At 42.5% G+C, this 26810-nt stretch carries 25 protein-coding genes, 1 pseudogene and 1 riboswitch; of the genes and pseudogenes, 15 read left to right on the top strand and 11 right to left on the bottom strand.

Annotation, left to right across the window (positions count from 1 at the left end; translation table 11 throughout):
• Positions 1-3 precede the first annotated feature (3 nt).
• The 4 genes from M3204_RS02665 to M3204_RS02650 are packed head-to-tail and all read right to left on the bottom strand — an operon-like array spanning position 4 to position 4646.
• The gene (locus M3204_RS02665) at positions 4-1485 is read right to left on the bottom strand and encodes a Na+/H+ antiporter subunit D (RefSeq protein WP_251478215.1); all 1482 of its coding nucleotides are present in this window, start codon (positions 1483-1485) and stop codon (positions 4-6) included.
• Positions 1478-1819 carry a Na(+)/H(+) antiporter subunit C gene (locus M3204_RS02660; protein ID WP_251478212.1) on the bottom strand — a complete coding sequence of 114 codons (342 nt, stop codon included), beginning with the start codon at positions 1817-1819 and terminating at the stop codon, positions 1478-1480. Before M3204_RS02660 ends, M3204_RS02665 begins: the two co-directional genes overlap by 8 nt.
• Entirely contained in the window at positions 1819-2241 is a 423-nt protein-coding gene (locus M3204_RS02655) for a Na(+)/H(+) antiporter subunit B (protein WP_251478209.1), read from the bottom strand. Before M3204_RS02655 ends, M3204_RS02660 begins: the two co-directional genes overlap by 1 nt.
• Positions 2238-4646 carry a Na+/H+ antiporter subunit A gene (locus M3204_RS02650; protein ID WP_251478206.1) on the bottom strand — a complete coding sequence of 803 codons (2409 nt, stop codon included), beginning with the start codon at positions 4644-4646 and terminating at the stop codon, positions 2238-2240. The genes M3204_RS02655 and M3204_RS02650 overlap by 4 nt, the downstream gene beginning before the upstream one ends.
• 232 nt (positions 4647-4878) lie before the next feature.
• Between M3204_RS02650 and M3204_RS02645 the strand changes: the two genes are divergently transcribed.
• Both M3204_RS02645 and M3204_RS02640 read left to right on the top strand, forming a co-directional pair.
• Positions 4879-5097 (top strand): hypothetical protein, encoded by a 219-nt coding sequence (locus M3204_RS02645; protein WP_251478204.1) that lies wholly within the window; start codon positions 4879-4881, stop codon positions 5095-5097.
• Between the two features lie 152 nt (positions 5098-5249).
• Positions 5250-5807, top strand: a complete 558-nt coding sequence (locus tag M3204_RS02640; RefSeq protein ID WP_251478201.1) for a YufK family protein — start codon at positions 5250-5252, stop codon at positions 5805-5807.
• Between the two features lie 276 nt (positions 5808-6083).
• Here M3204_RS02640 and M3204_RS02635 read toward each other — a convergent pair whose 3' ends face one another.
• Complete coding sequence (locus tag M3204_RS02635) at positions 6084-7898, bottom strand: transglycosylase domain-containing protein (RefSeq protein ID WP_251478198.1); 1815 nt, start codon at positions 7896-7898, stop codon at positions 6084-6086.
• Positions 7899-8123: 225 nt separating this feature from the next.
• Between M3204_RS02635 and kapD the strand changes: the two are divergent.
• Positions 8124-8744 (top strand): annotated as a pseudogene (gene kapD, locus M3204_RS02630) (3'-5' exonuclease KapD).
• Positions 8745-8824: 80 nt separating this feature from the next.
• Here the strand turns inward: kapD and M3204_RS02625 are convergent.
• Positions 8825-9211 (bottom strand): kinase-associated lipoprotein B, encoded by a 387-nt coding sequence (locus M3204_RS02625; RefSeq protein WP_251478195.1) that lies wholly within the window; start codon positions 9209-9211, stop codon positions 8825-8827.
• Between the two features lie 111 nt (positions 9212-9322).
• On the opposite strand from M3204_RS02625, the gene M3204_RS02620 reads away from it, so the two are divergent.
• The 3 genes from M3204_RS02620 (at position 9323) to M3204_RS02610 (ending at position 11285) form a co-directional block, all read left to right on the top strand.
• Positions 9323-10060, top strand: coding sequence for a peptidylprolyl isomerase (locus tag M3204_RS02620; RefSeq protein ID WP_251478191.1), 738 nt, complete (start codon positions 9323-9325; stop codon positions 10058-10060).
• An 84-nt stretch (positions 10061-10144) separates the two neighbouring features.
• On the top strand, positions 10145-10357 hold the full coding sequence (locus tag M3204_RS02615; protein WP_251478188.1) for a hypothetical protein: 213 nt from the start codon (positions 10145-10147) through the stop codon (positions 10355-10357).
• Between the two features lie 478 nt (positions 10358-10835).
• Positions 10836-11285, top strand: a complete 450-nt coding sequence (locus M3204_RS02610; RefSeq protein ID WP_251478184.1) for a hypothetical protein — start codon at positions 10836-10838, stop codon at positions 11283-11285.
• A gap of 115 nt (positions 11286-11400) precedes the next feature.
• On the opposite strand, the gene M3204_RS02605 is transcribed toward M3204_RS02610, so the two are convergent.
• Positions 11401-12570 (bottom strand): MalY/PatB family protein, encoded by a 1170-nt coding sequence (locus tag M3204_RS02605; protein ID WP_353056023.1) that lies wholly within the window; start codon positions 12568-12570, stop codon positions 11401-11403.
• 84 nt (positions 12571-12654) lie between these two features.
• On the opposite strand from M3204_RS02605, the gene M3204_RS02600 reads away from it, so the two are divergent.
• Positions 12655-12915, top strand: coding sequence for a DUF1871 family protein (locus M3204_RS02600; protein ID WP_251478182.1), 261 nt, complete (start codon positions 12655-12657; stop codon positions 12913-12915).
• A gap of 14 nt (positions 12916-12929) precedes the next feature.
• Here M3204_RS02600 and M3204_RS02595 read toward each other — a convergent pair whose 3' ends face one another.
• The 3 genes from M3204_RS02595 to M3204_RS02585 form a co-directional block, all read right to left on the bottom strand.
• Positions 12930-13787 carry an alpha/beta fold hydrolase gene (locus M3204_RS02595; protein WP_251478179.1) on the bottom strand — a complete coding sequence of 286 codons (858 nt, stop codon included), beginning with the start codon at positions 13785-13787 and terminating at the stop codon, positions 12930-12932.
• Between the two features lie 381 nt (positions 13788-14168).
• On the bottom strand, positions 14169-14414 hold the full coding sequence (locus M3204_RS02590; RefSeq protein WP_251478176.1) for a helix-turn-helix domain-containing protein: 246 nt from the start codon (positions 14412-14414) through the stop codon (positions 14169-14171).
• A gap of 147 nt (positions 14415-14561) precedes the next feature.
• Entirely contained in the window at positions 14562-15905 is a 1344-nt protein-coding gene (locus M3204_RS02585; protein WP_251478172.1) for a sodium-dependent transporter, read from the bottom strand.
• Positions 15906-16217: 312 nt separating this feature from the next.
• Here M3204_RS02585 and M3204_RS02580 point away from each other — a divergent pair, with 312 nt between their 5' ends.
• The 4 genes from M3204_RS02580 (at position 16218) to M3204_RS02565 (ending at position 20496) form a co-directional block, all read left to right on the top strand.
• Entirely contained in the window at positions 16218-16775 is a 558-nt protein-coding gene (locus M3204_RS02580; protein WP_251478170.1) for an RNA polymerase sigma factor, read from the top strand.
• Complete coding sequence (locus M3204_RS02575) at positions 16768-18453, top strand: hypothetical protein (RefSeq protein ID WP_251478167.1); 1686 nt, start codon at positions 16768-16770, stop codon at positions 18451-18453. Before M3204_RS02580 ends, M3204_RS02575 begins: the two co-directional genes overlap by 8 nt.
• 119 nt (positions 18454-18572) lie before the next feature.
• Positions 18573-18968 (top strand): S1 domain-containing post-transcriptional regulator GSP13, encoded by a 396-nt coding sequence (gene yugI / locus M3204_RS02570; protein WP_251478164.1) that lies wholly within the window; start codon positions 18573-18575, stop codon positions 18966-18968.
• Positions 18969-19302: 334 nt separating this feature from the next.
• Positions 19303-20496, top strand: a complete 1194-nt coding sequence (locus M3204_RS02565) for an ornithine--oxo-acid transaminase (protein ID WP_251478161.1) — start codon at positions 19303-19305, stop codon at positions 20494-20496.
• 50 nt (positions 20497-20546) lie between these two features.
• Here the strand turns inward: M3204_RS02565 and M3204_RS02560 are convergent, their stop codons facing one another.
• The gene (locus M3204_RS02560; protein ID WP_251478158.1) at positions 20547-20780 is read right to left on the bottom strand and encodes a DUF378 domain-containing protein; all 234 of its coding nucleotides are present in this window, start codon (positions 20778-20780) and stop codon (positions 20547-20549) included.
• 205 nt (positions 20781-20985) lie between these two features.
• On the opposite strand from M3204_RS02560, the gene M3204_RS02555 reads away from it, so the two are divergent.
• From M3204_RS02555 to M3204_RS02540, 4 genes are all read left to right on the top strand, one after another.
• A complete protein-coding gene (locus M3204_RS02555) occupies positions 20986-22149 on the top strand; it encodes an iron-containing alcohol dehydrogenase (RefSeq protein WP_251478155.1) in 1164 nt (387 codons plus the stop codon).
• 258 nt (positions 22150-22407) lie between these two features.
• A riboswitch (cyclic di-GMP riboswitch) is annotated at positions 22408-22498 on the top strand.
• A gap of 152 nt (positions 22499-22650) precedes the next feature.
• Positions 22651-24207, top strand: a complete 1557-nt coding sequence (locus M3204_RS02550; RefSeq protein ID WP_251478152.1) for an LPXTG cell wall anchor domain-containing protein — start codon at positions 22651-22653, stop codon at positions 24205-24207.
• 99 nt (positions 24208-24306) lie between these two features.
• A complete protein-coding gene (locus tag M3204_RS02545; RefSeq protein WP_251478150.1) occupies positions 24307-24966 on the top strand; it encodes a class D sortase in 660 nt (219 codons plus the stop codon).
• 194 nt (positions 24967-25160) lie between these two features.
• A complete protein-coding gene (locus M3204_RS02540; protein WP_251478147.1) occupies positions 25161-26510 on the top strand; it encodes a glucose-6-phosphate isomerase in 1350 nt (449 codons plus the stop codon).
• Positions 26511-26810 lie beyond the last annotated feature (300 nt).

Here is a 26810-nt window from a genome sequence, read left to right as displayed (position 1 = left end):
TCATCACTCCTTTAAGACTGCATTGATGTAGATTTCCGGATTAGCAAGTGTTTCTGCAGCCATTGAAATTACCGGATAGATTGCTTCAGTACCCACTCCGTACAGGACAGCGAACGCCGTTAACAGCGCTGGACCGAAAAGGAGCCATTTCACAGGAGCGTCTTCTTCTCCTTTATAAGCCCTCGGAGCCCCCCAGAAGCCTTTAATGAAGATTTTCATTACTGAAAACAATACAAGCAGGCTGGACATAAGGACGATTCCAGCGCCAACATAACTTTCTACTTCGAATCCAGCGCGTACGATCATCAGCTTTCCAGCGAAACCGCTGAGCGGCGGTATGCCGGCAAGTGCAAGAGCGGCGATGAAAAATGTCCAGCCAAGGCCGGGATATCTGTGCAGCAGGCCGCTGATTTTATCAAGGTCGCTAGTCCCAGTAATCCTGATGATAATTCCAACCAGCAAGAACAGCGCAGCTTTGATGTTCATGTCATGGATCAGGTAAAAGATTGAACCAGTAAGTGATTCCTGCGTTAATACGGAAACTCCAAATAAAATGACACCGACCGCTACAATGATGTTATAAATAATGATTTTCTTAATGTCTAAATACGCAATAGCACCAATCACACCCGCAATGATCGTCATGATCGCAAGGATTTGCAGCAATTGATGCGTATAGCCTGCATCATGGTAAAAGAAAAGTGTGTACGTCCTGGTGATTGAATAAACACCCACCTTGGTCAGCAGCGCGCCAAACAGTGCCATTATCGGAGCCGGTGGAGCATAGTAAGAACCGGGCAGCCAGAAATAAAGCGGGAAGATCGCCCCTTTCAGGCCAAACACAATCAAGAACAGTACAGCAATGATGGTGATGATCCCTGCATTCCCGATCTCGCTTATCCTTACTGAAATATGCGCCATATTCAGCGTGCCGACTACTGAATAAAGATAAGCGACAGCAATGACGAATAAAGCAGATGAGATTACATTCACCAGTATGTATTTAATCGATTCTCGAAGCTGAATCTTGGTTCCTCCCAGTACCATCAATACATAGGATGACATGAGCATCACTTCAAAAAATACAAACAGGTTAAAGATGTCACCAGTTGTGAATGCCCCGTTCACGCCAACGAGAAGAAAGTTCACTACTGGGTAATAATAAAATTTCTCCCGCTCTATGCCGATAGACTTAAAAGAGTAAAACAAGGCTGCTAAAGCAATAACGCTTGTAGTAAGGACAAGCAGAGCGGAAAGCATGTCGGAAACAAGTGTGATACCGTACGGTGCTTCCCAGTTGCTGACATCCATCGTTTGGATGCCATTTTTATAGACATGGTTGACAAGAAGCACAGCTGCAATGATGGTCAAGATTGAGCTTATTGCAGATATCCAGCGCTGTGCCAGTATTTTTTTAGAAAAAAAGATAAGTATAACCCCAGTTATCAGCGGGATTAGAATTGGTAAGATAATTAGATTATTCATGTCCTTCCTTTCCTCTCAAGCGATCCATATTATCCGTTCCCAGCTCCTGGTATGCACGGTAAGCCAAAACCAAAAAGAAAGCTGTAACGCCGAAGCTAATGACGATCGCTGTCAAGATCAATGCCTGTGGAAGCGGATCAACATATGCTTCTGCATGTTCTCCAAGAAGCGGTGCTGCTCCTCTTTTCAAACTGCCCATTGTTAAAAGCAGCAGGTGGGCACCATGACTCAACAGCCCTGTCCCGATAATGATCCTGAGCAAGCTTTTAGAAAGCATGAGATAGGTGGCTGTCATAAATAAGATGCCAATTAGAATAGCCATTAAGATTTCCATTATTCGCTCTCTCCAATCGTTTGAATAATGGTCATTGTCACACCAATGACGACGAGAAAAACACCTGTATCGAACAATACTGCCGTATGCAGCGAAGTTTTTCCGAGTAGAGGCAGGTCAACATAAGTAAATGCGTGTGTCAGGAACGGCATGTCCAAAATAAGGGCTCCTGCGCCAGTTCCGATTGAAAAAAGCAATCCAATCGCTATAACCTTAATATAATCAATTGGCAAAATTGCTTTTACTGTTTTGATATCGAAGGCAAGCAGCAACAGCACAATCGCTCCTGAAGTCATCAATCCGCCGATGAACCCGCCGCCAGGATAATAATGGCCGGCAAAAAACAAGTGGATGGAAAACAGGATGATGACAAACAGGGTGAACTTGGTAACGGTTTGAAGGATTACATCATTCGTTTTCATTCCTGTTCTTTCCCCCTTGTCATCCGAAGTTTAATCATGGCGAAGATGCCAAGTGCGGCTATCCCAAGTACTGTGATCTCAAACATCGTATCAAATCCGCGGAAGTCAACGAGAATAACGTTGACCATGTTTTCACCGCCGGCCTTTTTATACGTGTTTTCCACATAATACTGAGAGATTGAGTCAAACATCTTATTGCTATGGGAAGATAAAGCGATAAGAGTTACGATCGCCCCGACACCAATTGAAATTAACGCATTGGTCAGCTTGAATCGAATTCTCTCTTCGTTTCTCCTGATTTGTGGCAAATGGTAAAAGGCCAGCAGGAAGAGAGCAACCGAAACGGTTTCAATCACAAGTTGTGTAAGTGCTAAGTCAGGAGCGCGGAAAATGACAAAGAATAGCGCAACTGTGTAACCGACTGCTCCAAGCAGGATGATGGAGGTCAGCCTAGATTTAGCAAACAGGATGGTAATAGCTGAAACCGCCATGATTAATACAAGTACTACCTCAAAAAATCTTATTGGGGCAACATTGCTAAAATCAAGCTTAAAAGCATCTTTATAAATCATCGTCGTAGCCAGGATAAAGATCAGGAATGAAAAAATGTAGACGAGATAGGTCCGGATGAATCCGTTCATATATGTCTTTGTTATATTGCGTGACGCAACCTCGATCATTTCCAGACCGCCGTCATAAAGATGGTTAAGTGATAGCCGCTCCGGAAAAATCCGGTAGATTCCTGTCCATTTAGACAGCGTTTTGAAAAGCAGGAGACCTAAAACGATAACTCCTAATGTCATGAACAATTCTGGTGAAAAGCCATGCCAGTGTGAAATATGGACATCAAATGATTCGCCATCTGCTAATAATGAAGGCAGTATCGAGCCCATAGCAGGTGAGATGATGTTATGGGAAAGTACATTTGGAAAAATCCCGAAAATAATCACAAGCGAAGCCAGTATCACTGGTGATACCAGCATTCCAATTGGCGCTTCATGAGGTTTCTTTTCCAGCTTTTCTGGCTGGTACTTGCCTGTGAAGGTCTTGAATACATAAATCATGCTGTATAAGAAAGTGAACACACTTGCTGACCAGGCGATGACCGGGAAGAGAATGCCCCAAGTTTCCAGGCTGAAAATGTCCATTTCCGCGACACGCAGCATGCCTGTGAAAAACATTTCTTTACTCAAAAATCCATTGAATGGCGGAACCCCTGCCATCGAGAAAGTCCCGATAATCGCAAGGGTAAAGGTGATCGGCATAAAATTCATTAAACCGCCAAGCTTGCGGATATCCCTTGTCCCAGTTTCATGGTCGATGATTCCTGTAACCATGAACAGGCTGCCTTTAAAAGTAGCATGGTTGATCAAATGGAAAACGGCTGCAGTTACTGCAACAATATAATAGCCATCTTTAATCGTGCCGTAGTGTAACGCGGCTGCCCCTATACCAAGCAAAGACATGATCATGCCAAGCTGGCTGACTGTTGAAAATGCAAGGATCGCTTTCAAATCTGTTTGCTTAACAGCTGAAAAAGAACCCCAGAACAACGTGATTACTCCAATTCCGGCAACAAGCCAGACCCATGTGCCTGAATGAGCGAATACAGGCGTCATGCGGGCTACAAGATAAATTCCCGCCTTGACCATCGTGGCTGAATGCAGGTATGCACTAACAGGTGTTGGTGCTTCCATCGCATCCGGAAGCCAGATATGGAATGGAAACTGAGCAGACTTAGTGAATGCTCCTAACAGGAACAAAATTAAAGTTGCTGTGAATAATGGATGATTGACAACTTCATTTGACATCGCGATTGTTTCGGAGATGCTGAAGGTGCCTGTGATGATGTAGAGCAGAAGGATACCGCCAAGCATCGACAAGCCGCCAAAGACAGTGATCAGCATCGATTTTTGCGCACCATACCGTGAACGTTCCTTATGGTTCCAGTAGCCAATCAGGAGGAATGATGAAAAGCTTGTCAGCTCCCAAAATGAATAGAGGACAATCAGGTTATCCGATAAAACCACGCCGAGCATTGCACCCATGAACAAAAGCAAATATATGTAGAAAGTATTCAGCTTTTCTTTTTCTGGTGACAGGTAGTAAATCGAGTACAAAACAACCAAAGCGCCTATTCCAGTAATAAGAAGGGCAAACAACAACCCTAATCCATCGATTTTAAGGGAGAAGTCAATCCCCAACGATGAAATCCACGGTAAAGATTCCATAACAGTATCTCCATGCCTGGTGACGCTGATAAATTGCAGGAAATAGCCAAAAAGCACTGCGGGCAGCGGCAAAAGGAACCACCCAGTATGTATGTTACGGAAGTGCTTATGTAAAAATGGAATTAATAGCGCGAGTAAAAGCGGTGATAAAACTGCAAGGTGAAGTAAAGACAAAAGATAATACCTCCTTTTAATTCCAATAAATAATTACTTCTTCTTGGTCCATTAACATTATATTTTTTGCCAATTAAACCAAGTTCATGCCTCCTACTCTCTGATGTGAAAATTATATCGTAAAAAAGTTGAAGATGCATGTCATCGACCTTGATAAATCAAGGATTTACAAATATAGCTGTATAAAATTGCCGCTCTTTTTGCATACTATCAGTGAATGGGGGGATAAGCCATGGCCCGAAAGCTTGTAGTATGCGTTGGGATATTCCTTAGTTTGTTCACGGGATTCATGATCCTGGATAATAGGGAAGACAAGGAGTTGTCAAAACAAGGTACAGGCGTGGAACCTGGAGTGCTGCGCGTTCAGCAATCTGAATTGGACGAGGTTGAAACAGCCAAAACATATATACCATTTGGTTCAAGAGAATACGTCCGTATCGTGCCTCAATAGCATCAGTATGTCTATACGGATTAAAATCGAAAAAGTTTCAATAAAGTTTTAAGTTCCTTCACAAAAAGGGGCTTTTTCTTTTTATTGCGAGGAGCATTCTTTTCTTTCATAATATCTAGTAGGAATACGAAAGAATTGAGTGAACTGCTATCATGAAAAATCCATATTTAACAAGCTATTTTCCGCTGCTATCCATCATTATGTTCAGTTTGTCGCTCTCTGTCCGTACGGAGATTGAACTTATCAGTATCCTGAAAAACACCGGGATTTATGAAGGAATGCTGGAATTCTTCTCTGAGACAGGCATCAAGCTGTCGCTGCTGGCCTTGCTAATGGTGCTGTTTTTCATGGTATTCGCTGCCATGAAGCTTATTGCGGATACGATTAACGAGTTGAGCCTGCTATTTTTCTCGAAGGACCATGAAGGGGAGAGCCTGAAGCTGATCCGTAATGGAGCGTCGATTTATTTTGCAGGTGGTGTCGTATCGCTTTTTAGTATCTACAGCTTTATTGGAATTGGCGCCATATTTGCCTTCGCAACATTGGTCTATTTTATCTATTTTGTTTATAGAATCAGCCCCAACTTAACGATGGCAGGGGTATTTGGAACTGTTTTCTTTCAGGTAATCCTTTGGTGTACATTAGTATTAGGAATCATTTATCTCGCAGTGAAGGTTTATAACAGCATAATGGCAAGCTTGCCGATTTAGTGGACCGATTCTCAACAAGGAATCGGTTTTTTTTATACTGTTATTTTGCGAATGGGTACCTAATTGAAAATGGGAGGAATCTTGCGAAATACTTCATTATTATTGCGAAAAGGTTCTTTAATCTTGCGAAAATCCCTATAATTTTGCGAACTGGAAAAAAAGATCGCGAATTTCCAATTTTTACTCGCGAAAAAACCGGGCAAGGTGCCCGGTTTGTGGATTAATATTGCCTGCAAATGCTTTATCCTTACCCCCGCAAAATTCTAGCCAAATCCTCTAATTCATAATATCCCGCCAAATTAGGAGATGGGGCGACTGGCCATTAATGTTTTCCATGCTTTGCGGCAGGTCTTTGCCGACCCAGACGCCGGCGGTCAGTGGTCCATTAAAGCCAATGAACCAGAAATCCTTGAAATCATTCGTCGTACCTGTTTTGCCGCCAGCACTCTGCCCGACAATGGCCGCTTTTTTCGCAGTTCCCGAGGATACTGTCTTTTGCATTAACTCTCTAACTTTGCCAGCGGTGCTCGGACTCCAAACCTGAACGGGCTTATCATTCCATTTGAAAAGAAGCTGACCGCTTCTGTCCGTCACTTTCACGATCGACCTGGGCTTCTGATAGAATCCAGTATTACTGAAAACAGTATAGGCATTGGTCATTTCCAGCGGACTCATTCCGGTTGTGAAACCGCCAGCTGCTGCTGCTAGTACATGGTCCTGCGATGATACTTTTTCAAATTGGAATGGTGCGAGATCACTGAACGCCTTGTCAACGCCAACTTGCTGCAAGATTCTGACTGCCGGAGTGTTATAGGAATGGGTGAATGCCCTCTCAAGTGTGACGGTTCCATAATTTGAACCCCCGTAGTTCTTCGGGCAATACCCTTTAACGCAAATTGATCCTGCGTTAATTTTCGAATTAGTGCTTGACCCGGTTCTTTCCAGGTAGGGAGCATAAACAAGCAATGGCTTAATTGAGGAACCCGGCTGGCGAAAGGCTTGATATGCCCGGTTAAAGTCGCCGCTGTGATAATTCTTACCACCGGCCAATGCCACGATCAAACCAGTTTCATGGTTAACCACAGCTGCAGCGCCCTGGATATCCTGATAAGGAAGGTGCTCAGCCACTGCACTAGCCGTTCTCTTTTGAAGCTCGACATCCAGGCCAGTGTGTATGGTGATTCCCGATTTTAACAATTCATCAATCCTCATAGTAATTTTGGCAGGATCATTTATGTTCTCCTGCTTAGTCACCAATTCCCGAAGCTCGCTTAAAACAAAGGCTGTGTAATCCGGATAAAAATTCTTCCTCGGTTTTACTTTCAGCACAATAGGCTCAGTTTTCAGCTTTTCAGCATCTCCCAATTGTATTCTCTTTTGCTCAACAAGCTGGTCAAGCAGCCGCTCCTGCCGTTTCTTCGTGCGCTCAAAATGGTTAAGCGGGTCGTAATATGATGGGTTGTTTGGGATTGCGGCGAGAAAGGCCTGTTCGGCTCGCGACAGTTCTGCCGGTTTCTTTTGGAAGTATACATCGGCCGCAGCCTGGATGCCATAGGCGTTGTTCTGAAAAAAAATCGCATTCAAGTACTGTTCCAGGATTTCAGCTTTAGAAAATGTTCTTTCAAGCTGATAGGCATACAGCACCTCACTTAACTTCCGATTATAAGACTGATGATGATTCAAATATTGATTCCGGGCAAGCTGTTGGGTGATTGTGCTTGCACCCTGCTCAATTCCCTTTGCATGAATGTTGATCGCGAGCGCCCGGCTAATCGCAGGCAAATCAAACCCTGGGTGTTTTTCGAAATTCTGGTCTTCAGAAGTAATGAATACTTCTTTTATGAAGTCAGGTATTTCACTTTCAGAAACATAACTCCTGTTCATCGGATGGAAAATCTCGTTTACGATCTCTCCGTTGCTGGCAGCAATCCGGCTTGTCTCTGAAAGCATTGTTCTATTCAGATGGATTTTTTTATCGAGAATGTCATTAAAGCTCTCGGCTTTTCCAACTTCATTAAATGTTAAAGTGACGACCGCGATAAACGCGGGAATTAATAGCAATGTCAGTAAAAAACCTGTTAAAATCCGCACGGTAATTCCTTTCTAGAGATGATCCCTATATATCATGAAGTACGATTAATATCGGAATATATAAAGGAAAATTAACAGCTTTGGATTATTTTGAAAAATTGACAAGTTTAAAATGCAGAAAATTAAAAAATTTTTAATAAAACGTGCTATAATAGAAAAAATAATCGACAGAAAAGCATATACTGGTTACATACAACTACTGGCTTTTCAGAAAGTTGGGGAAGCATGAGCGAAAATGGAAGGACATTATTTATCGACTTTGAATTTACGATGCCTGACCGAAACAGCAGGAGGCGGGGGTTTTACCAGGAAATCATAGAAGCTGGTGCTGTCCTCGTTGAAAACAGCAAGGTAGTTGAACAATTTTCCTCATATGTAAGGCCGATGCGTTTCCCGGTCCTAACAGACCGCTGCAGGTCGTTCCTGAACATTTCCCAGGAACAGGTGAATTCAGGTATTTCGTTTAAGGATTTGGCGGATCGGCTAAAATCATTAGGGGGAAGCAAGAATTGCCAGGTGGTCACATGGGGCAATATGGACATGAAGGTTTTGCAGCATAATTGCCAACAGGCGTCGGTTCCATTTCCGCTGCCCGGAAAGCAGATTGATCTGTCGATGGAATATAAACGGTTCTTCGGCGACCAAAACCAGACGGGGCTTTGGAAGGCTGTCTAGGAGTACGGCAGGGAGGGTACCGGAAAACACCACCGGGCGCTAGATGACGCCTTGACTACCTACCATATTTACAAACTTGTAGAGAAAGACAAACAGTATCTGCAGAGGCCAGAACCTACTACGATCGGAGACATGGTCGATTTCTCGAAGCTGCTCAATAAATTCGCATAAAAAAGCCAGATTGGAAAAGACAATCTGGCTTTTGGCATTGCTGTTCTTTTCAAGCAGTTCCTAATAAGGACGAAGTTTTCTTATAGGTTTTTAAAATAATCCTTCTCCAGTGAATCCAGATTTCTCAAGCTTTGCTGGGCCCATGTCGAATTGTCGGCTTCAAGCTCAGTGCGCAGTTTGCTTGTCGCATCTCTAAGTGAATCCACATAATCAGGAATCTCGCCATCGAAAGGCTTGACCATTTTTTCCGGTATGTTGGCCTGCTCCCTGAATGACAGAGCCTTCCTTTCGTGGAAAAAGCCAACTTCTGCATCCTTTGGATTATGGAGGTCGCCCTGCATGGGATGTTTAGCTACAGCCAAAACACGGACAAGATAGTGCTGCGGGCGACGTTCGGTAATCTCGCCTATGTATTTGCCTGTCTTGTAAATCGCCGTTACTTTATCACCAATGTTCAATTCAGACATTTGAAAATCTCCTTTCAGTAGGGGGAGTTTTTCTTTCATTATGCTATGGAAAAAAACAAAGTGCAAAACTTTTCGCAATCCATTAAAGTGTTTATAGGAGGGATACATACAATGAATAAAAAAATAGTAGCAGTTTTGATTGCAATCATGTTTGTTCTTGCTGGCTGCGGCACTGCTGGCGACAAGCAGGAAGCAGAGAAGGCGAAGGAAGAAACGAAGGATAATGGCGGACAAGCTGATCAGGGAAAGGTTGAGGAGGACCTCAATTATCCTCAGCTGACGGCGGAAGTCCAGGAAAATGAAAGGCTAGTTGAAATGGTCACTTCAATGGGAAGCATTAAAATCAAGCTTTTCCCTGAGCAGGCACCAAAGGCTGTAGAAAATTTCATCAAGCATAGTGAAGAAGGCTACTATGAAGGCGTAATCTTCCACCGCGTCATCGAGGGGTTCATGATCCAGGGCGGCGATCCTGATGGAACCGGAATGGGCGGCGAAAGTATTTATGGTGCACCGTTTGAGGATGAGTTTTCAAGAGAGTTATTTAATATCCGCGGCGCATTGTCAATGGCCAATGCCGGACCAGGTACAAACGGCAGCCAATTTTTCATCGTCCAGAATAAAGAGCTGGACCCTAGTCTGCCAGAGCAAATGAAAAATGCAGGCTACCCGGAAAAAGTAATCAAGGCATATGAAAATGGCGGAACACCACATCTTGATGGCAAGCATACCGTTTTCGGCCAGGTTGTCGAAGGAATGGATGTCGTCGATAAGATTGCCGCCACTCCAAAAGGCGCGCAGGACAAGCCTGAAAAGGACGTCGTCATTGAAAAAATCAACGTGCTGAAATAGGCAGCTTCTTCATGTTGGACGAAATGCTAAAGCTTGCTATAATGTTTGAAGAAGTGTTTCCCAGCTGAAGAAAGGAAGATGAGAATGAGTAAGTGGTTTGTCATCTCATTGTTTTTATATTTTCCAGAAGATAAAACCGAATATATTCCCGCAGCTATTACTTCATTCGTTTTCCTGATCGGCGCTGTCCTGACCATGAGATTTATCATCAAAGTCTCAAAAAAGGAAGCTCAGAAAGCGAAAGAGTACGAGCAGGCAATTTTTAAAAAAATGGAAGATACCAAGGAGAACAGCTGATAGAGGCTGTTCTTTTTTTGCAGCTGGAATTGGAAAAAATCGCACGAAATTTCCAGTTCGCTATATAAATTAGATTTTCGCTGTAAAAAATAATTTTTCGCTATAAAAATCAGATTTTCGCTATAAAAACTATTTTTTCGCTATAAAATCAGGATTTTCGCTATAAAAGCATATCTCAGGTCAATATCTTTGGTTTGGAAACTAGAAAAACAGCGTAACATTACCTGTTAGCCAATATATAGTGCATCTCCGCCAATGGAAATTCACCAATATATTTTTATTTTTGCCAATAAAAAATGTTTTTCGCCAATATCCATCGCTTTTTCGCTAATAAAACTTCTGCTTCAAATTTTGAAAAGTATTTTGCATGCAAAATAGGTTTACCTTGCTCAAAATCGGGGTAAAAGTCATGTTTTCTTTATTTTAGTAAAGCGTTATAATACAATTTATATTCTAAAACAATGAGTAGGGGTATAAATTGAAGGATTTACAGATAGAGAATATTGTCGACCAGATTCTTAGCCAATCGGGAAGCCGTGTTGAGGTAGAGCTTGAGTCTTTTTTTTCTGGTGACCGATTCGCGGGCGGAAAATACAATCTCGGAACTCATACAATCACTTTATATATCGAAGAAATCAAGGCACAGTGCCTGCAAATCTTTTCTACCTTAGATAGCTTTGAAGAGTATCTGGCAGTGGTATTTGCCCACGAAATTGGGCATGCAGAGGACAGCCATCTTGTCGGATTAATCGAGCAGATGGATGCATGCAATAATGAGCACGATCGTAAGGGGATCGCGCTGAAAATTGAGGAAAATGCATGGGAATATGCCAGAAAGCTGATTCCGCAAAAACTGCACCCATTAATGGATACCATCATCCACTATTCTCTCCAGCCATATTACGAAGCACTCGAAATCAGTGCCTAATTAAAGATGAGCCAGCCCCTGCAAAAGGGTCTGGCTCATTTATTTTCAAAGTAGCTGATCGCTCTTCAAGTTCATTTGATAGAAAAGTAGCTGAATTCTCTCTTTTATATCTAAATTAGCTGAATGCTCTCTTCAGCCTCTCGAGGCCTTCATTCAACGTTTCCCGCGGGCAGGCTAGGTTCATCCTGACAAAGCCTTCCCCGCCTTCCCCGTATTTCGTGCCAGGTTCAAGGCCGAGTTTGCCTTTGTACAGCAGCTTTTCCTTGATTTCCTCATCACTCAGCCCGAGCTCTCTGCAGTCAATCCACAACAGATACGTTGCGTCAGCTTTCATCGGCTTCAGCGCAGGCAAATTTTCCTCAATAAAATTAGTGGCAGTTTCCATATTTTCATTTAAATAGGGCAGCAGCTGTTCAAGCCATGGCTCGCCTTCTCGATATGCCGCTTCCATTCCAGCTATGGCGAATGCGTTGAGGGTGAAAAAACCTTGCTGCTGCTGGACTTCCTTGAACTTCGCTTTCAATTCCTTGTTCGGGATGATCGCAGCTGATGCCTGAAGACCAGCAAGGTTGAACGTCTTGCTTGGCGCGACAAATGTAACCGTAACTTCCTTGAAAGCATCCTTAATCGAAGCAATTGGAATATGGACATGGGGCTCGAATACCAGGTCAGAATGAATTTCATCGGAAACAATCAGGCAATCATGCTCCACACAGAGGTCCCCAAGTTTTTCGAGTTCTTCTTTTGTCCAGACCCTGCCGCCTGGATTATGAGGGTTGCAGAGTATGAACATCTTCACGCCCTCTTTTAACTTCGCTGCAAAATCCGCAAAATCGAGTTCATACCGGTTATTTTCATAAATCAAGCTGGAAGTGACGAGCGTCCTGCCATTGTTTTTCACCATATTGAAAAATGGCGTGTATACAGGTGAATGCACCAGCACCTTGTCGCCTTTTTCTGTGAAGGCGCGGATCGCAGTACTAATCGAAGGGACAACACCTTCACTGAAAACAATCGATGACTTCTCAAACTCACAGTCGTGGCGCTTTTTCATCCAGTCCTGGATAGCTTCAGTAACTGAAAATGGGACAAATGTATAACCAAAAACACCATGGTCAATCCGGTCTTTTAATGCCTTGATTACCGGCTCCGGAGGATGAAAATCCATATCCGCTACCCACATCGGCAGAACATCCTCTGTTCCAAAAACATTCTTCGTAAAATCCCATTTCACAGAATGGGAGTTGCTGCGGTCAACCACTTTATCAAAATCAATTCGATCCACTATGTACGCACCGCCTTTTCCTGAAAATTTATCTCTCACTATCTTTATGATAAAATATTTTTAAAAAAATATCAGGTGATTGGATTGGAATCTAAAGAACTCAGCTATAAATTAATCGATGTTTTGAATAAATGGGATCCTTTTAACATGGGAGAAGGTGAATTTGACCCGGAAATCGCGGATATCCTCCAGGCTGTGCACGACTATGATGATGCAGAAAAAATCGCAGGGAGGATCCAGTCAGTATTTGAATTTTCATTTGAACAGGTTTTGCCCTATAAAGAATGTCTTTCAGTCGCGAATATCCTGCTTGCGATTAAAAACGAAGATGTTTGCTCCTTATAAGTAAACGGCAGCCATTAGCGGCTGCCGTTTGCAGTTGCTTCCACTTTTTCTTCAGTACCAATGATGAACCTGTTGATCAGCTGATGAACTTCCTCAGGCCTTTCTTCCGGTACGAGATGGCCCGTTTCCTTAAGTACAACCAGTTCGGAATTCCTCAAATCCTTTTTCAGGCGTCTGCCAACACTTACTGGCACGACCTTATCATGCTCACCCCAAATCATCAGGCAAGGCGCTTCCACTTTTTTCAGCTCATCTGAAGTAAGGTCGCCCTCGCGATGCCTGATCATCATCGTCAATGCTTTGAAAATATCATCCTCAAGGAAGGGGGACAGATAGCCATACAGCATTTCATCATTGATCATCGAATGGTTATAAACGACGTTTTGCAGGTTTTGCTTCACACCAGACTTTGCGAGATGGAATTTAACGTACAGATGGAAATAAGGAATATAACTTGAGAGAACTAGAGGCAATTTTGCCTTTTTTAAATAGCCTGAGCTGCACAGCAATATGCCCTTTTTAGCATATTCGGGATAATGCAAAAGAATGTTCAAGGCGATCTGGCCGCCCATTGAATGACCTACGACATTGAACTCCTGGATTCCCAGCGATTTCATCAATTCTACAACTGTCGTCGCCAGATTGTGATACGAATATTTAAAACTGGACACCTTGCCGCTTTTCCCAAAAGGCGGGAGGTCCACGGATATGACGTTATAGTCCTCTTTCAGCAGCGGAATCAAATGCCTGAAGCTGAAAGTAGAGGAAAGAAAACCGTGGAGAAGGACCAGAGTTTCTTTTGATTCTGGATGGACATAGTGTTCGTAATATAAATCGATTCCTTTTACGGTTTTATTCCTGGCAAATTCCATGCGGCTTTCACTCCTGACATTATTTGTGGAATATGTAAGGTATGACTTTTATTTTCCCCGTGAATCAGAACTTCACACGCATAAAATCGTTTATTCATTGCTTTTATTACTATTAGCTCACTTGATATAGGTTTTTCAAGACGGAAAATAGTATTCATATTACGGTACGATGTAAGCAACAGGGAGAATACAAAAAAAGATGGACACCTAATACAGGTGTCCATTAAAAAGGGGGGGAATACTAGAAAGCCTTATGCTATAAGGATAACCAGTTTGCCAGAATGATATACATCTTCCTAAATAAAATTTTTATATGTAAAAGAGCGGGCAGATTTTATCTGCCCGCTCCGTCAGCCGTTTTCCTATATCATGTCCGTCCGGTTACAGGCTGCTTGGCTTTTGATCAAGTTCTGGCTGTGAAGAATAATAGAATTGTCCCATTAACTCGGAAGCTGGGACATCAAGGGCAGTTGAGATTTTTAAAATCGTCTGGGAATTAGGTGTCTGTTCGCCGCTTTCGTACCGTCTGATGGTTTGCGTACCGACTCTGATTTTTAAAGCGAGCTCCTCCTGGGATATTCCCATACGTTCACGGCAGCTCTTGATATTATGGCCAATTGAATTCATCGCTCTTCACCTCCATAAAATATCTCCTACTATTATTTTATCAGAAGTTTTTTGAAAATAACGACAATATTATGAACGTTTTTTTAACTTTGGGTTTCGTGGCTTTCGCTCCAACCAGAGAGGTGCATAAATCAACACAGCCACATTTTAAAGAATGCCAATGGACTGTAAAAAGACAATGCCGATCCCAACAGGTACGATGTAGCGGATGGAAAAATACCAGATTTTAAATAGGAGTGGATTTCCCCCTGTCCCTGCTTCCAGCTCCTGCCTGACGATTTTTCTTGGCAATGCGTAGCCAACAAAAATCGCGATGAAAAACGCGCCAAGCGGCAGGGCAATATTGCTTGTCAGGAAATCGGCAAGGTCAAAGAAAGTCTTACCGAAAAACTTCACCTCTGATAAAACACCAAAGGAAAGTGCATTGGGAATGCCAGCTGCAAATACGAGCAGTCCGGCAATCCAGGAATATTTTTTTCTTTTTTGCTGATCGCCCTTTGCAAGTACGGCTACGATAATTTCCAATATTGAAAAAGCAGAAGTCAGGGTAGCGAACAGCAGCAGAACTAAAAAGATTGTTAAGAAAAGTCCCCCGAATGCGAGCTGATCAAAAACGGCAGGCAGCACGACAAAAACCAATCCTGGCCCTGCTTCCGGCTCAAATCCGAGCGCAAACACTGCAGGAAAAATAACCAGACCAGCGAGAAGCGAAATGAAGATGTTCAAGCCGACAACCGAGAACGCTGACTTTGCCAGGCTCTCTCCCTTGGATAGATATGAAGCGTACGTAACCATAACAGACAGGCCCACGCTCAATGCGAAAAAGGACTGTCCGAGCGCCAGCAGGATGGTTTCGCCAGTGACGGCAGACCAATCAGGCTTCAGGAAGAATTCAACGCCTGCCATTGCTCCTTCTAGCGTGAGGGAACGGATGACAAGTATGATAAACAGGACAAAAAGCGCAGGCATCATATATTTACTGGCTTTTTCAATGCCCTTCTGTACGCCGCCCTGGACAACCCAGATCGTAAGCAGCATAAAAAGAAATTGAACAGCAACAGCCTCATAGGGGCTGGAGATTATCCTATCAAAAGTGGCTCCGTACTCAGCTTGCGTCAAGCCGGATAAAGAGCCAGTGAAGCTTCTGGTTAAATAAGAAAGAATCCAGCCGCCGACGACACTGTAGAATGAAAGGATAAGAAAAGAAGCAATGACGCCGCCATAGCCAAGCATAGGCCATGCACTTTTTGGTGCCAGGTGCTTGTATGACATGACTGCATCCTTTTGTGTGTTACGGCCAATAATGAATTCGGCCAATAAAATCGGTGCCCCGATAAAAATCGTCATAAGCAGGAAGAAAATAAGGAAGATCCCGCCCCCATTTGTACCTGCCATATAGGGGAACTTCCAGATTGCCCCGAGACCAATGGCAGATCCCGCCGCCGCCAGGATGAACCCCAGCTTTGATGTCCATTGTTCGTGCTTCTCCATTTAGAAAACTCCTTTTACAAAATCTAATTATTCCAAAAACAACTTTCTGATAAGACAGAAAATTCATTTCTCCATGTTACTATTTTTTAAGGGAAAAGCATAGCGATAACAGGTTATCACCAGTAATTTAGTTTTTTGCTATTTTTTTGAAACAAATGCACAAAAGACTTCGTTTTATTGTTGAAGTTGTTTTACAAGAGCGCTTTTGCAGCGACATCACGACTGATGCGATCGGCCGTACTGCGCCTAGCATAAAAAAAACAATTAGTTTGCCGACATTAACAACGAAGGTAATCAGTTTGGGGGCTTCGAATGAATGATGAGGAATTAGTTTTCCGGGCACGGAACGGCAATATGCAGGCTTTTGCGGAGCTTATTGATATTCATACTCCAACAGTCAAACGCTTCGCCTTCCAGCTCGGGAACAAATATGACGACATAGACGATATCACGCAGGAAGTGTTTGTCAGGGTGTTTCGTTTCCTTGACCAGTTTTCACATGCGAAATTCACGACATGGCTGTATAAAATAACATTAAACGTAACAAGGGATTTTGCCCGGAATAAACAAAGACAGATCAAGAAGGTTTTGAAATTTGGCAAAGAGAGGACATACAACGGCAAAACCGCAGAAGAAAATATCCTTCGCTTTGAGGAAGACAAGACGTTGCATGATTGCATTCAAAAACTAGATGAAAAATACAGGATTCCAATCGTCCTCTTTTATTTCCATGATAAAAGCTACGATGAGATAGCGGACATTACTGGCATATCACTGGCAAATGTTAAAACACGCCTTTTAAGAGGGAAGGACCATTTGAAAAAACTGCTCGCCCTGGCAGAGAAAAGGGAAGGTGAAAACCATGGATGATCAGTTATTGGAAAAACGTCTCGATAGCCTGAAAAAAGCGTACAACGATATCCCAGAAGAAGAGAACCGTTCTGCAATTCTCGCTGCCATAAAAAAGGATCAGAAGAGAAAGAACCACAATAAATGGTTTCACTTGCCGTATGCGGCCAGTTTTATCGGTGTTGGGTTGATTGCCGGGATTTTGATGATGCAGTATATTTCAAATCATAGCCTAAATCCAGGGGAACATCGGTCAGGAGAGAATAGTATAACCGGAGAAGTAAAGGCAGCACATGTGGAAGAGCAATTTGAAATGATTGAGAAATATTTTTACAGTAAACAAGCTGAAGTTGAAGAAAAGCTGGGACTTTCATATAGAACAGTTGAAATTCCTTTAGCTCCTCAACTCCTAAATGAAATCGATGACACAAAAGCAAACGCACTTGATAACTTAGAAAACTACAATCAGGATGAACTAATGGAAATGAAACAACACATTAAAGAAAGGATTGATAAGACATTTACCCTGCCTTCGGAGGTAATAGAAAAGTTTCACGGTGATGATCGCGATCGTTACGGGGATATGGAACTTGAGCAACAGCTGTTACTTCAGCTTGAGTATTATCAGTCCGTTTATTGGCATTCAGATATAACTAGTTTGTTTGAAAAAGAGCTGAAGGAAGAAAGTGCAGCAAGACTTGCTGCAAAACTAAATAGTGGTGGAAAAGGAATTAAAAATGACCAATTAAGATCACTTGCTGCAGGGGCCAAAGAGAATGGCTATTACTTTAAGGGAAATGAAGCAGGTGCAATCCACTCGGAAATCAATTATTCATGGGTAGCAGACCAATTGAAACCAAACGTACATGAAGATTTTATAACCTATTTGGAGTTAAGGGACGAAAAAATTCATGACCATCAAGGTAGAGTCCTTTCTTATCAAAAACTCGGAGAGCTGCTGGTGAAATATGAAAAGGTGATCCATACCTTTACACACGAAATGATTAAAGAATGGATAATTGGCGATGTAAAGTCCTATTATGCGGAATTTGTGCATGGACCAAATCCCAGCGCTATTTTTGATGAACATAATGTATTGAAGGATGAGGTTAAGGAAGCATTTAAAAGTATCATGAGTGTGTATCCAGAGACAGACACTGGGAAATCAATAAAGAGATTTTATGAAGAACTTGAAAGAAATAAATTTCAAAAGCCAACTGATTTTGACAATCAAATGGTAAGTTTTCCAATATATATGGTCGCTCCCAATAATCTTAAAAATGAAGACGTCTTTTCAGACATCCTTCCATTATCAAATGAACTCTTGGCCAGCTATAATGAATTTTCATCCCAAAAGGATTTGAATATACTAAAACAATATAATCCTTTTGAAATCATGAGTTTATATTTCCACGCGAATGAACAAGGTGATTATGAAACAATGTATGCCTTGTACAGCCAAAATGATGCAATGCCCAATTTAGAACAATTCTTAAAGGAACAGGGCAATGGATCAAGCTTGGGCAATGTACTTAGAGGATATCAGTTTGCCACATTGTTTTATGCTGAAGATGACCTTGGAAAACCAGTTGGCGTCCAACTTCACTACTCAGATGATGCCGATTCACTTATTTTCCAAATGACTCAGGAAGATGGCATTTGGAAAGTAAGATATATGCCTTTCCAATATCCTGGATAAAATTTGGAAACACCTAAATAAGAATTATCTTATTCCTTTTGATTAAACCTATAATATGTGATATAATTTTTAATTGCGTATTAATGGGATAAAATAAAAGAAAATTTAGGAGTGTTTCGATGTCAGAGAAAATTGAAGTAGGCAGTGTTTTAACAGGAAAAGTTACAGGAATCCAGCCATATGGCGCTTTCGTTGCATTAGATGAAAATACACAAGGTCTAGTGCACATTTCAGAAATCACGCACGGTTACGTTAAGGATATTAACGAGCGCCTGTCAGTTGGCGACGAAGTGAAAGTGAAAGTTTTGTCAATTGATGAAGCTGCTGGAAAAATTGGATTATCAATCCGTGCAACTGAAGAAGCACCTGAGCAAGTTCAACGTGCTCCAAAGAAGCCACGCGCTAAGCGTCCAGCTGCAGTTGTTCAATACCAGGATGATTCAGCTCAAGGCTTCAACACTTTGAAGGATAAGCTTCAAGAGTGGATCGACCAGTCAGATATGGCTAAGAAATAAGTATCATTGCGAAACCGGACATCTAGTCCGGTTTTTTTTATACCCAGCTGCACCTTAGGAGAAAAGAAAAAATATACAGTGCTTGCTTGTCGACTTTTAAGTGAATTCGAGTAAAAGAAAGGCCGTTGCAACACCAGTTTCATTATGGAGCGAAGTTGGTATGCAGGTCCTTCAAACCATTATAGCTCGATAAACCAGCTCTCAATGCCCACCCTTGATTACGAAAAACGGGTTAAATGCCGTTTTTTCTTTTTAAGGGGGTTAAAATGAAAGTGTTTACAGGTTACAATATGATTGTCTAACCAATTTTTTTCATTGGAACGGAGGAAGTATCATGACAACTATAACAAGTTCTCTGATTGAGCAGACAGAAAAGTATGGTGCGCACAACTATCATCCGCTGCCAATCGTTATTTCAAAGGCAGAGGGAGTCTGGGTGGAGGATCCTGAGGGCAACAAATATATGGACATGCTGAGCGCGTACTCTGCAGTTAACCAGGGGCACCGCCATCCAAAAATTATCCAGGCGCTTAAAGATCAGGCTGATCGTGTGACGCTGACTTCTAGAGCGTTCCATAATGACCAGCTCGGTCCATGGTACGAAAAAATCTGTAAGTTAACGAATAAAGATATGGCTTTGCCTATGAACACGGGAGCTGAGGCAGTAGAAACTGCAATTAAAGCAGCTCGCCGCTGGGCATATGATGTAAAGGGCGTAGCTGATAACCAGGCCGAGGTCATCGCTTGCGTCGGCAATTTCCATGGCCGGACAATGACAGCGGTTTCGCTATCATCAGAAGCAGAATATAAGCGCGGCTTTGGCCCGATGCTTCCTGGAATCAAGTTGATTCCTTACGGAGATCTTGAAGCTTTGAAGGAAGCTATCACTCCTGATACAGCGGCCTTTTTAATTGAGCCTATCCAGGGTGAAGCGGGGATCGTCATCCCGCCGGAAGGCTTCATGAAAGCTGCATATGACCTTTGTAAAGAAAACAATGTTTTGTTTGTCGCTGATGAAATCCAGGCTGGTCTTGCAAGGTCTGGAAAAATGTTCGCTTGTGAATGGGAAGGTATCGAGCCGGATATGTACATTCTTGGCAAGGCGCTCGGCGGCGGGGTATTCCCGATTTCCTGCGTCGTTGCGGACAATGATGTGCTTGGCGTTTTCAATCCAGGTTCACACGGTTCAACATTCGGCGGAAACCCGATGGCGTGTGCTGTTTCGATCGCATCCCTTGATGTATTGATTGATGAAAAGCTCGCAGACCGTTCATTGGAGCTTGGAGAATATTTTATCAGCAAGCTTCGCGAAATTGATAATCCAAAAATTAAAGATATCCGCGGGCGCGGTTTGTTCATTGGTGTAGAACTAACTGAACCTGCACGCAAATATTGCGAGGAGCTTAAGGAAGAAGGGCTGCTCTGCAAGGAGACTCATGACACTGTCATCCGTTTTGCGCCTCCGCTAGTGATCAGCCAGGAAGAATTGGACTGGGCAATCGAACGAATCGAAAAAGTTCTATCATAATCCTAAACATGAAAAGACCCGCCTCATCCAAGGCGGGTCTTTTCATGTATTTATCGAGTTGCCCGTGGTTCAGCAGCTCTTTCTTCTCTCTCGCTTGGTGCGAAAAGAAGTCCGATGTTAATTAAACCAGCAAGTCCAACCAAGCCGTATACGATTCTGGCCAATGCTGAATCCTGGCCGCCGAAAATTGCTGCAACAAGATCAAATTGGAAGAATCCGACTAGGCCCCAGTTGATGGCCCCGATAATTGTTAGAACCAATGCTATTCGTTGAATACCGCTCATGGGTGTTGCCTCCTTAAAAAATATAGTGGTTCGTGTATAGGTTGATTCAGCGGCGAAATATTTATGCATTACCGCTATGCTTTTCGTTTACCCTGGTAAAAAATGTGCTAACATTTTACAGCACATTGGAGCATATTAAGAAGTGTTATTTTTTGCATTGGTTTTTAAAAAGGAACATAATGAGCGGTAAGGAAGGTGAATTTACATGGATAACTTTACATTTTATAATCCAACTAAATTGATTTTTGGAAAAGGGCAGCTTGAAGAACTTAAGAATGAGGTGCCTCAATACGGCAAAAGAGTTCTTCTTGTCTACGGTGGCGGCAGCATCAAGCGCAATGGGCTTTATGATTCCGTCATGAGCTTGTTGAAAGAAATCGGCGCGGAGGTTTTCGAACTTCCTGGTGTTGAACCAAACCCTCGCCTGTCGACAGTCCATAAAGGTGTTAAAATCTGCAAGGAAGAAGGGATTGAGTTCCTGCTAGCGGTTGGCGGCGGCAGTGTCATCGACTGCACAAAGGCAATCGCGGCTGGTGCGAAATATGACGGGGATGCCTGGGATCTTGTTACTAAAAAGGCTTTTGCCACAGAAGCACTTCCATTCGGAACTGTTCTTACCCTGGCGGCAACTGGTTCGGAAATGAATGCCGGCTCTGTCATAACGAATTGGGAGACGAACGAAAAGTACGGCTGGGGCAGTCCTGTGACATTCCCTCGTTTCTCGATTCTTGACCCTGTAAATACTTTTACCGTTCCAAAAGACCAGACAATCTATGGAATCGTCGATATGATGTCGCACGTGTTTGAACACTATTTCCATTTGACTGAGAACACAGAATTCCAGGATCGCATGTGCGAATCGCTGCTGCTGACAGTTATGGAAACTGGACCTAAGCTTCTAGAAGATCTCGAAAATTACGAGTATCGAGCAACAATCCTATATGCGGGTACGATGGCGCTGAATGGCATGCTTTCAATGGGTTACCGCGGCGACTGGGCTACTCATAATATCGAGCATGCCGTATCGGCTGTCTATGACATCCCCCATGGAGGCGGGCTGGCCATCTTGTTCCCGAACTGGATGAAGCATAATCTTAAGGTGAAACCAGAGAGATTCAAGAAAATGGCAGTCCGCGTCTTTGACGTGAATCCTGAAGGCAAAACAGACGAAGAGGCTGGTCTTGAAGGAATCGAGAAGCTGCGTGAATTCTGGAAGAGCATTGGCGCTCCGTCAAGGCTTGCAGACTACGATATTGATGACAGCAAGATTGAATTAATGGCTGATAAGGCGATGGCCAACGGAGAATTTGGCAATTTCGCTAAATTAAATCGTGAAAACGTCCTTGAGATTTATCGTATGTCACTATAACAAACTTATCTTAAAGAAGGACCCGGGATAACCTGGGTCCTTTGTATTTGTGATAGGTCAAAAATCCTTTGGAAAGCACTTGAATTGCTCGGGAAACAACTGATTTTGTCACATATTCCTGTTAAAAGATGAGATTTAAGAAAAAATTACCAATAATTTTCATAGTCCTTTATGTTTAAGTGGATGGTTAAGTGTGGTAATTCTCTTACTGTAAGACAATGGAGCCTAAGGAATAGTTTACATGAGAAAAGTCATCATTCATGATAATAGCAAACCTGCTGAAAGGCAGGGACGCAAAGCCAGGAGTCTAAGGCTGCGAATAGGCAGCTATGATCGTCCAGCCGCCATGGAAACAGAATTATTCCTGGCGGCTTTTTTTGTCCAGAGAAACTAGTGATTTTCGAAAAAAGGAGGATAAATTTAAAATAAAATGACTGAATATTCAGTATATTTGTCATGCGCTAATTTAAGTAAATTAATTATGAAAAGGGGTCAGGTCACTTGAAAGCTTTAAAACAGTTATCAATTTTGTTAGCATTTATGCTTATACTTTTCAGCAGTCTGCCTGCAACAGGGGCATTTGCAGCAAGCAATAATGGAGAATCTTCTAATCATCAGCAAACATTTTTAGATGAGAATGGAAATGATAAAGAAAAAACTAAGGATTTAAATGAGAATTTCGAAAAAGAAAAAGCGGATCAAACGAACAACAACGTAACCAAAAAGGATGAACAAAATAACAATTCCGGAAAAGAACAAGCTAAACAGGATAAAACAGAAAAGGAAGCAGCAAAAAACGAAAAAAAACAAAAAGAGGAAAAGAAAGAAGAAGTAGCTGAAAGCACAAAGGATGATTCTGCTCCACCTGCAAAAAAAAATGAGTCTGATAGCAACGAGACAGATACGAAAGCAAAAGAAGTGTCAACAAATGAAAATGCAAATAAAAGCACGCAGATCCATTTGCACCTAAATAAGTGTACTAACCCTGTATCAAACGTTTCCGTACAGCTCAATGGCGAATGGAAGGAAATGTCCAACCCCGGTAATTCCCCGCTTTATAAATTGCTGGATGGCGGCGAGTTTGTAAAAGATGATGTTACAGCCTTTAAACTAGTTTTTATTTCAGGAGAAGAATTCGTCGTTCCTGTTAGTGATGTCAAGGTTGGAGTCGAGGCAAACGGTACAATCAATTACTGGTTAGAAAATTGTGAAATACCTGAAAAGGGAGAAACAGATCCTGATAAAGAGGAAACAGACACTGAACAGGAACAACCAGCGGCAAGAAATACACAAATACATTTACATCTGAAAGACTGTTTGAGCCCAGTTTCGCAAGTTTTTGTCGAACTTAATGGTGAATGGAAAGAGATGTCTAACCCTGGTAACTCTCCACTCTACAAATTGCTGGATGGCGGCGAATTCGTGAAAGATGATGTTACAGCATTCAAGCTGGTTTTTACCTCTGAAAAAGAACTTGTAGTCCCAGTAAGTGATGTTAAGGTTGGCGTCGAGGCTGAAGGAACGATTAACTATTGGCTCGAGAATTGCGATTTGCTTGAAGAAAAGGTAACCTTCTTCACGCTGAATTTAATGGTTGATGACAGCCAAGGGCAGATTAATCGTGCTGCATTATTGATGATGAATGGCAAGCGCATTGAGTTCAAGTATATAAAAAATGTTTGGACGATCACTTTAACTGAAGAGACACTTTTAGAACAGGTGCGTGGCATCGAACTTACTAGCAATGGAAAGACAAAATTATTCCTACTATCACAATTATCCAATGATTTGGTTGACATAAAGGAAGGCATCTTGACCCTCAATTTGAATTGGAGCATGCAGGGTGAAATGGTCGAAGAAGAAAATGATGAGGATACTTCCCCGGCACCGGTCAACAATTCCGGCTCTGGAGATACTCACGGGGGAACTTCGAATATGACTGAGTGGAGCGTGCTTCCACAGACAGGGGAAAGCAGCAGGATGATGTTCTATTTGCTCGGCTTCCTGATTGCTGCAGGAGGAGTCATCCTTAGGTTCAGAAATCCTCTAAAGAATTAGCCGAAAGCGGAAACAGCCATATTCAAAGCCTAGTTGCCGAACAGCAATATCGAGAGAGGAAGAAATTCCTCTCTTTATTTATATCTGAGGTGAATGAAAATGAAAAAAATATTGTCTCTTTTGTTGATTTTAAGTGGAATTTCAATCTTCTTTTATCCTGCGATGAAAGATTTTTATACTTCCTACAACCAGAAAAAAATAATCGAAAACTGGGAAGACAGCAGCACAGGCAGAAGTGATGCAGCCAGCAGCCTGGGGGAATTAGAGAAAGTGTTCAGCGGTGAAACACATGCTGAAACAATCGATCCTGAAAAAGAGGATGAGGAAATTGCAGCAGTTAAAACAGTAGATAATCCTAAATTGAGTTCAGGCATGGTGGGTGTCATTGAAATTGACAAGATCAAATTGAAAATGCCTATATTTAATGGAGCATCGATGAAGAACTTGGATCTTGGTTCAGGTTTATTGGAAGGTACAGCGCTTCCGGGTATGCCGGGAAACAGCGCGATTGCTGCCCATCGCAGCCGCGCATTTGGCCAAATGTTCAACCGGCTCAATGAAATAGGTCCCGGCGATACTGTGACTTTAAAAGATAAAAATCAGACATATCAATATGAAGTCTTTGAAACACTGGTTGTGGAACCAAATGACGTTTCTGTTCTAGAGGGCGATGATGATGAAAAAATACTGACCTTGATAACTTGCACACCAGTTGATACTGCGACGCACAGGCTGATCGTCAAGGCAAGAATACCATAATAAATAGGTCCGGACGTTCCGGACCTTTCTGTTTTTCCGAGGTTTAAAAATTGGAATCGAGGAAAAAAATAACGTAGTCGTTAACTTTAGAAAATATTTCACAATTGGTCACGCTTACACTTATGTGTGATTCTTGATTCTTGGCTGGGCTTTGGTTAAAGTGAGAGAGAATATAAAATATTGGAGGATCAGACATGACACATGTTCGTTTTGATTACTCAAAGGCGTTAAGCTTTTTTGGTGAACACGAAGTTACATACTTAAGGGATTTTGTAAAAGTAGCCCATCATTCATTACATGAAAAGACAGGTGCAGGCAGTGATTTTCTAGGCTGGATCGACCTGCCTGTGGACTATGATAAAGAAGAATTTTCCCGCATCCAGAAGTCCGCTGAAAAAATCAAGAGCGATTCCGATGTCTTGCTTGTTGTTGGAATTGGCGGGTCTTACTTGGGAGCCAGGGCTGCATTGGAGTTTTTACAACACAGCTTCTATAACGCTCTTCCAAAAGAAAAACGCAAGACTCCGCAAGTTATTTTCATCGGAAACAATATCAGTTCAAGCTATATGACAGATGTGATGGATCTGTTAGAAGGAAAGGATTTCTCAGTCAACGTCATTTCGAAATCTGGTACTACTACAGAGCCTGCAATCGCATTCCGAATCTTCCGCAAGCTTCTTGAAGAGAAATACGGAGTGGAAGAAGCGCGTAAACGGATCTACGCGACAACTGACAAGGCACGCGGTGCACTGAAGACCCTTGCTGACGAAGAAGGCTATGAATCATTCGTGATTCCTGATGACGTTGGCGGCCGTTATTCCGTTTTGACTGCAGTAGGCTTGCTGCCAATCGCTGTCAGCGGTTCAGACATCGAAGCAATGATGAAGGGTGCTGCACAGGCGCGTGAAGACTTCAGCAATTCCGAGCTTGAAGACAACGCTGCATACCAGTATGCTGCTGTCCGCAACGCGCTTTACAATAAAGGCAAAACAATTGAAATGCTGATCAACTATGAGCCATCCCTTCAGTACTTCTCTGAATGGTGGAAGCAATTGTTCGGCGAAAGTGAAGGAAAAGACCAGAAGGGCATCTATCCTTCGTCTGCAAACTTCTCAACTGACCTTCACTCTCTAGGACAGTATGTGCAGGAAGGTCGCCGCGATTTATTCGAAACAATCATCAAGGTGGAAAAACCTCGTCATGAAATGGTGATTGAAGAGGCTTCAAGTGATCTTGACGGCTTGAACTACCTTGCTGGAAAAACAGTTGATTTCGTCAACAACAAAGCATTCGAAGGAACAATGCTTGCCCACACAGATGGCGGTGTTCCAAACCTTGTGTTGACGATCCCGCAGCTTGACGAATACACATTCGGCTATCTTGTCTATTTCTTTGAAAAAGCTTGCGCAATGAGCGGCTACCTGCTTGGTGTCAACCCATTTGACCAGCCAGGTGTTGAAGCTTACAAAGTGAACATGTTCGCATTGCTTGGCAAACCAGGCTTCGAAGAAAAGAAAGCAGAACTTGAAAAGCGTCTTAAATAATACGCAAAAAGGAGTACCCGTCACATGAGCGGGTGCTCCTTTTTATGAGTCAATGATTGAATGATTCTTAGTTTTATGTGCAAACTGGAAAAATCACGCAGAATTTCCAGTTCGCCCATAAATTTGGCTTTTCGCCAATAAAGTTGTGAAAATCGCTAATAAAAATTTATTTTCGATGGTTTATAAATGTATGTGTAAGGCCTTTTTCTAGACAAAGAAAAAAGGACAAAGTACTCTCTGAGTTATCACCACAATAACCTTTTGAGAGGAGTACTTTATCCATGTCCAATTTTAACACAG

This window comes from Mesobacillus subterraneus, from assembly GCF_023715485.1.
GTDB lineage: Bacteria > Bacillota > Bacilli > Bacillales > Cytobacillaceae > Mesobacillus > Mesobacillus subterraneus_B.
The sequence above is the reverse complement of the archived record's forward strand: the minus strand, read 5'-3'. Positions and strand labels throughout refer to the sequence as shown.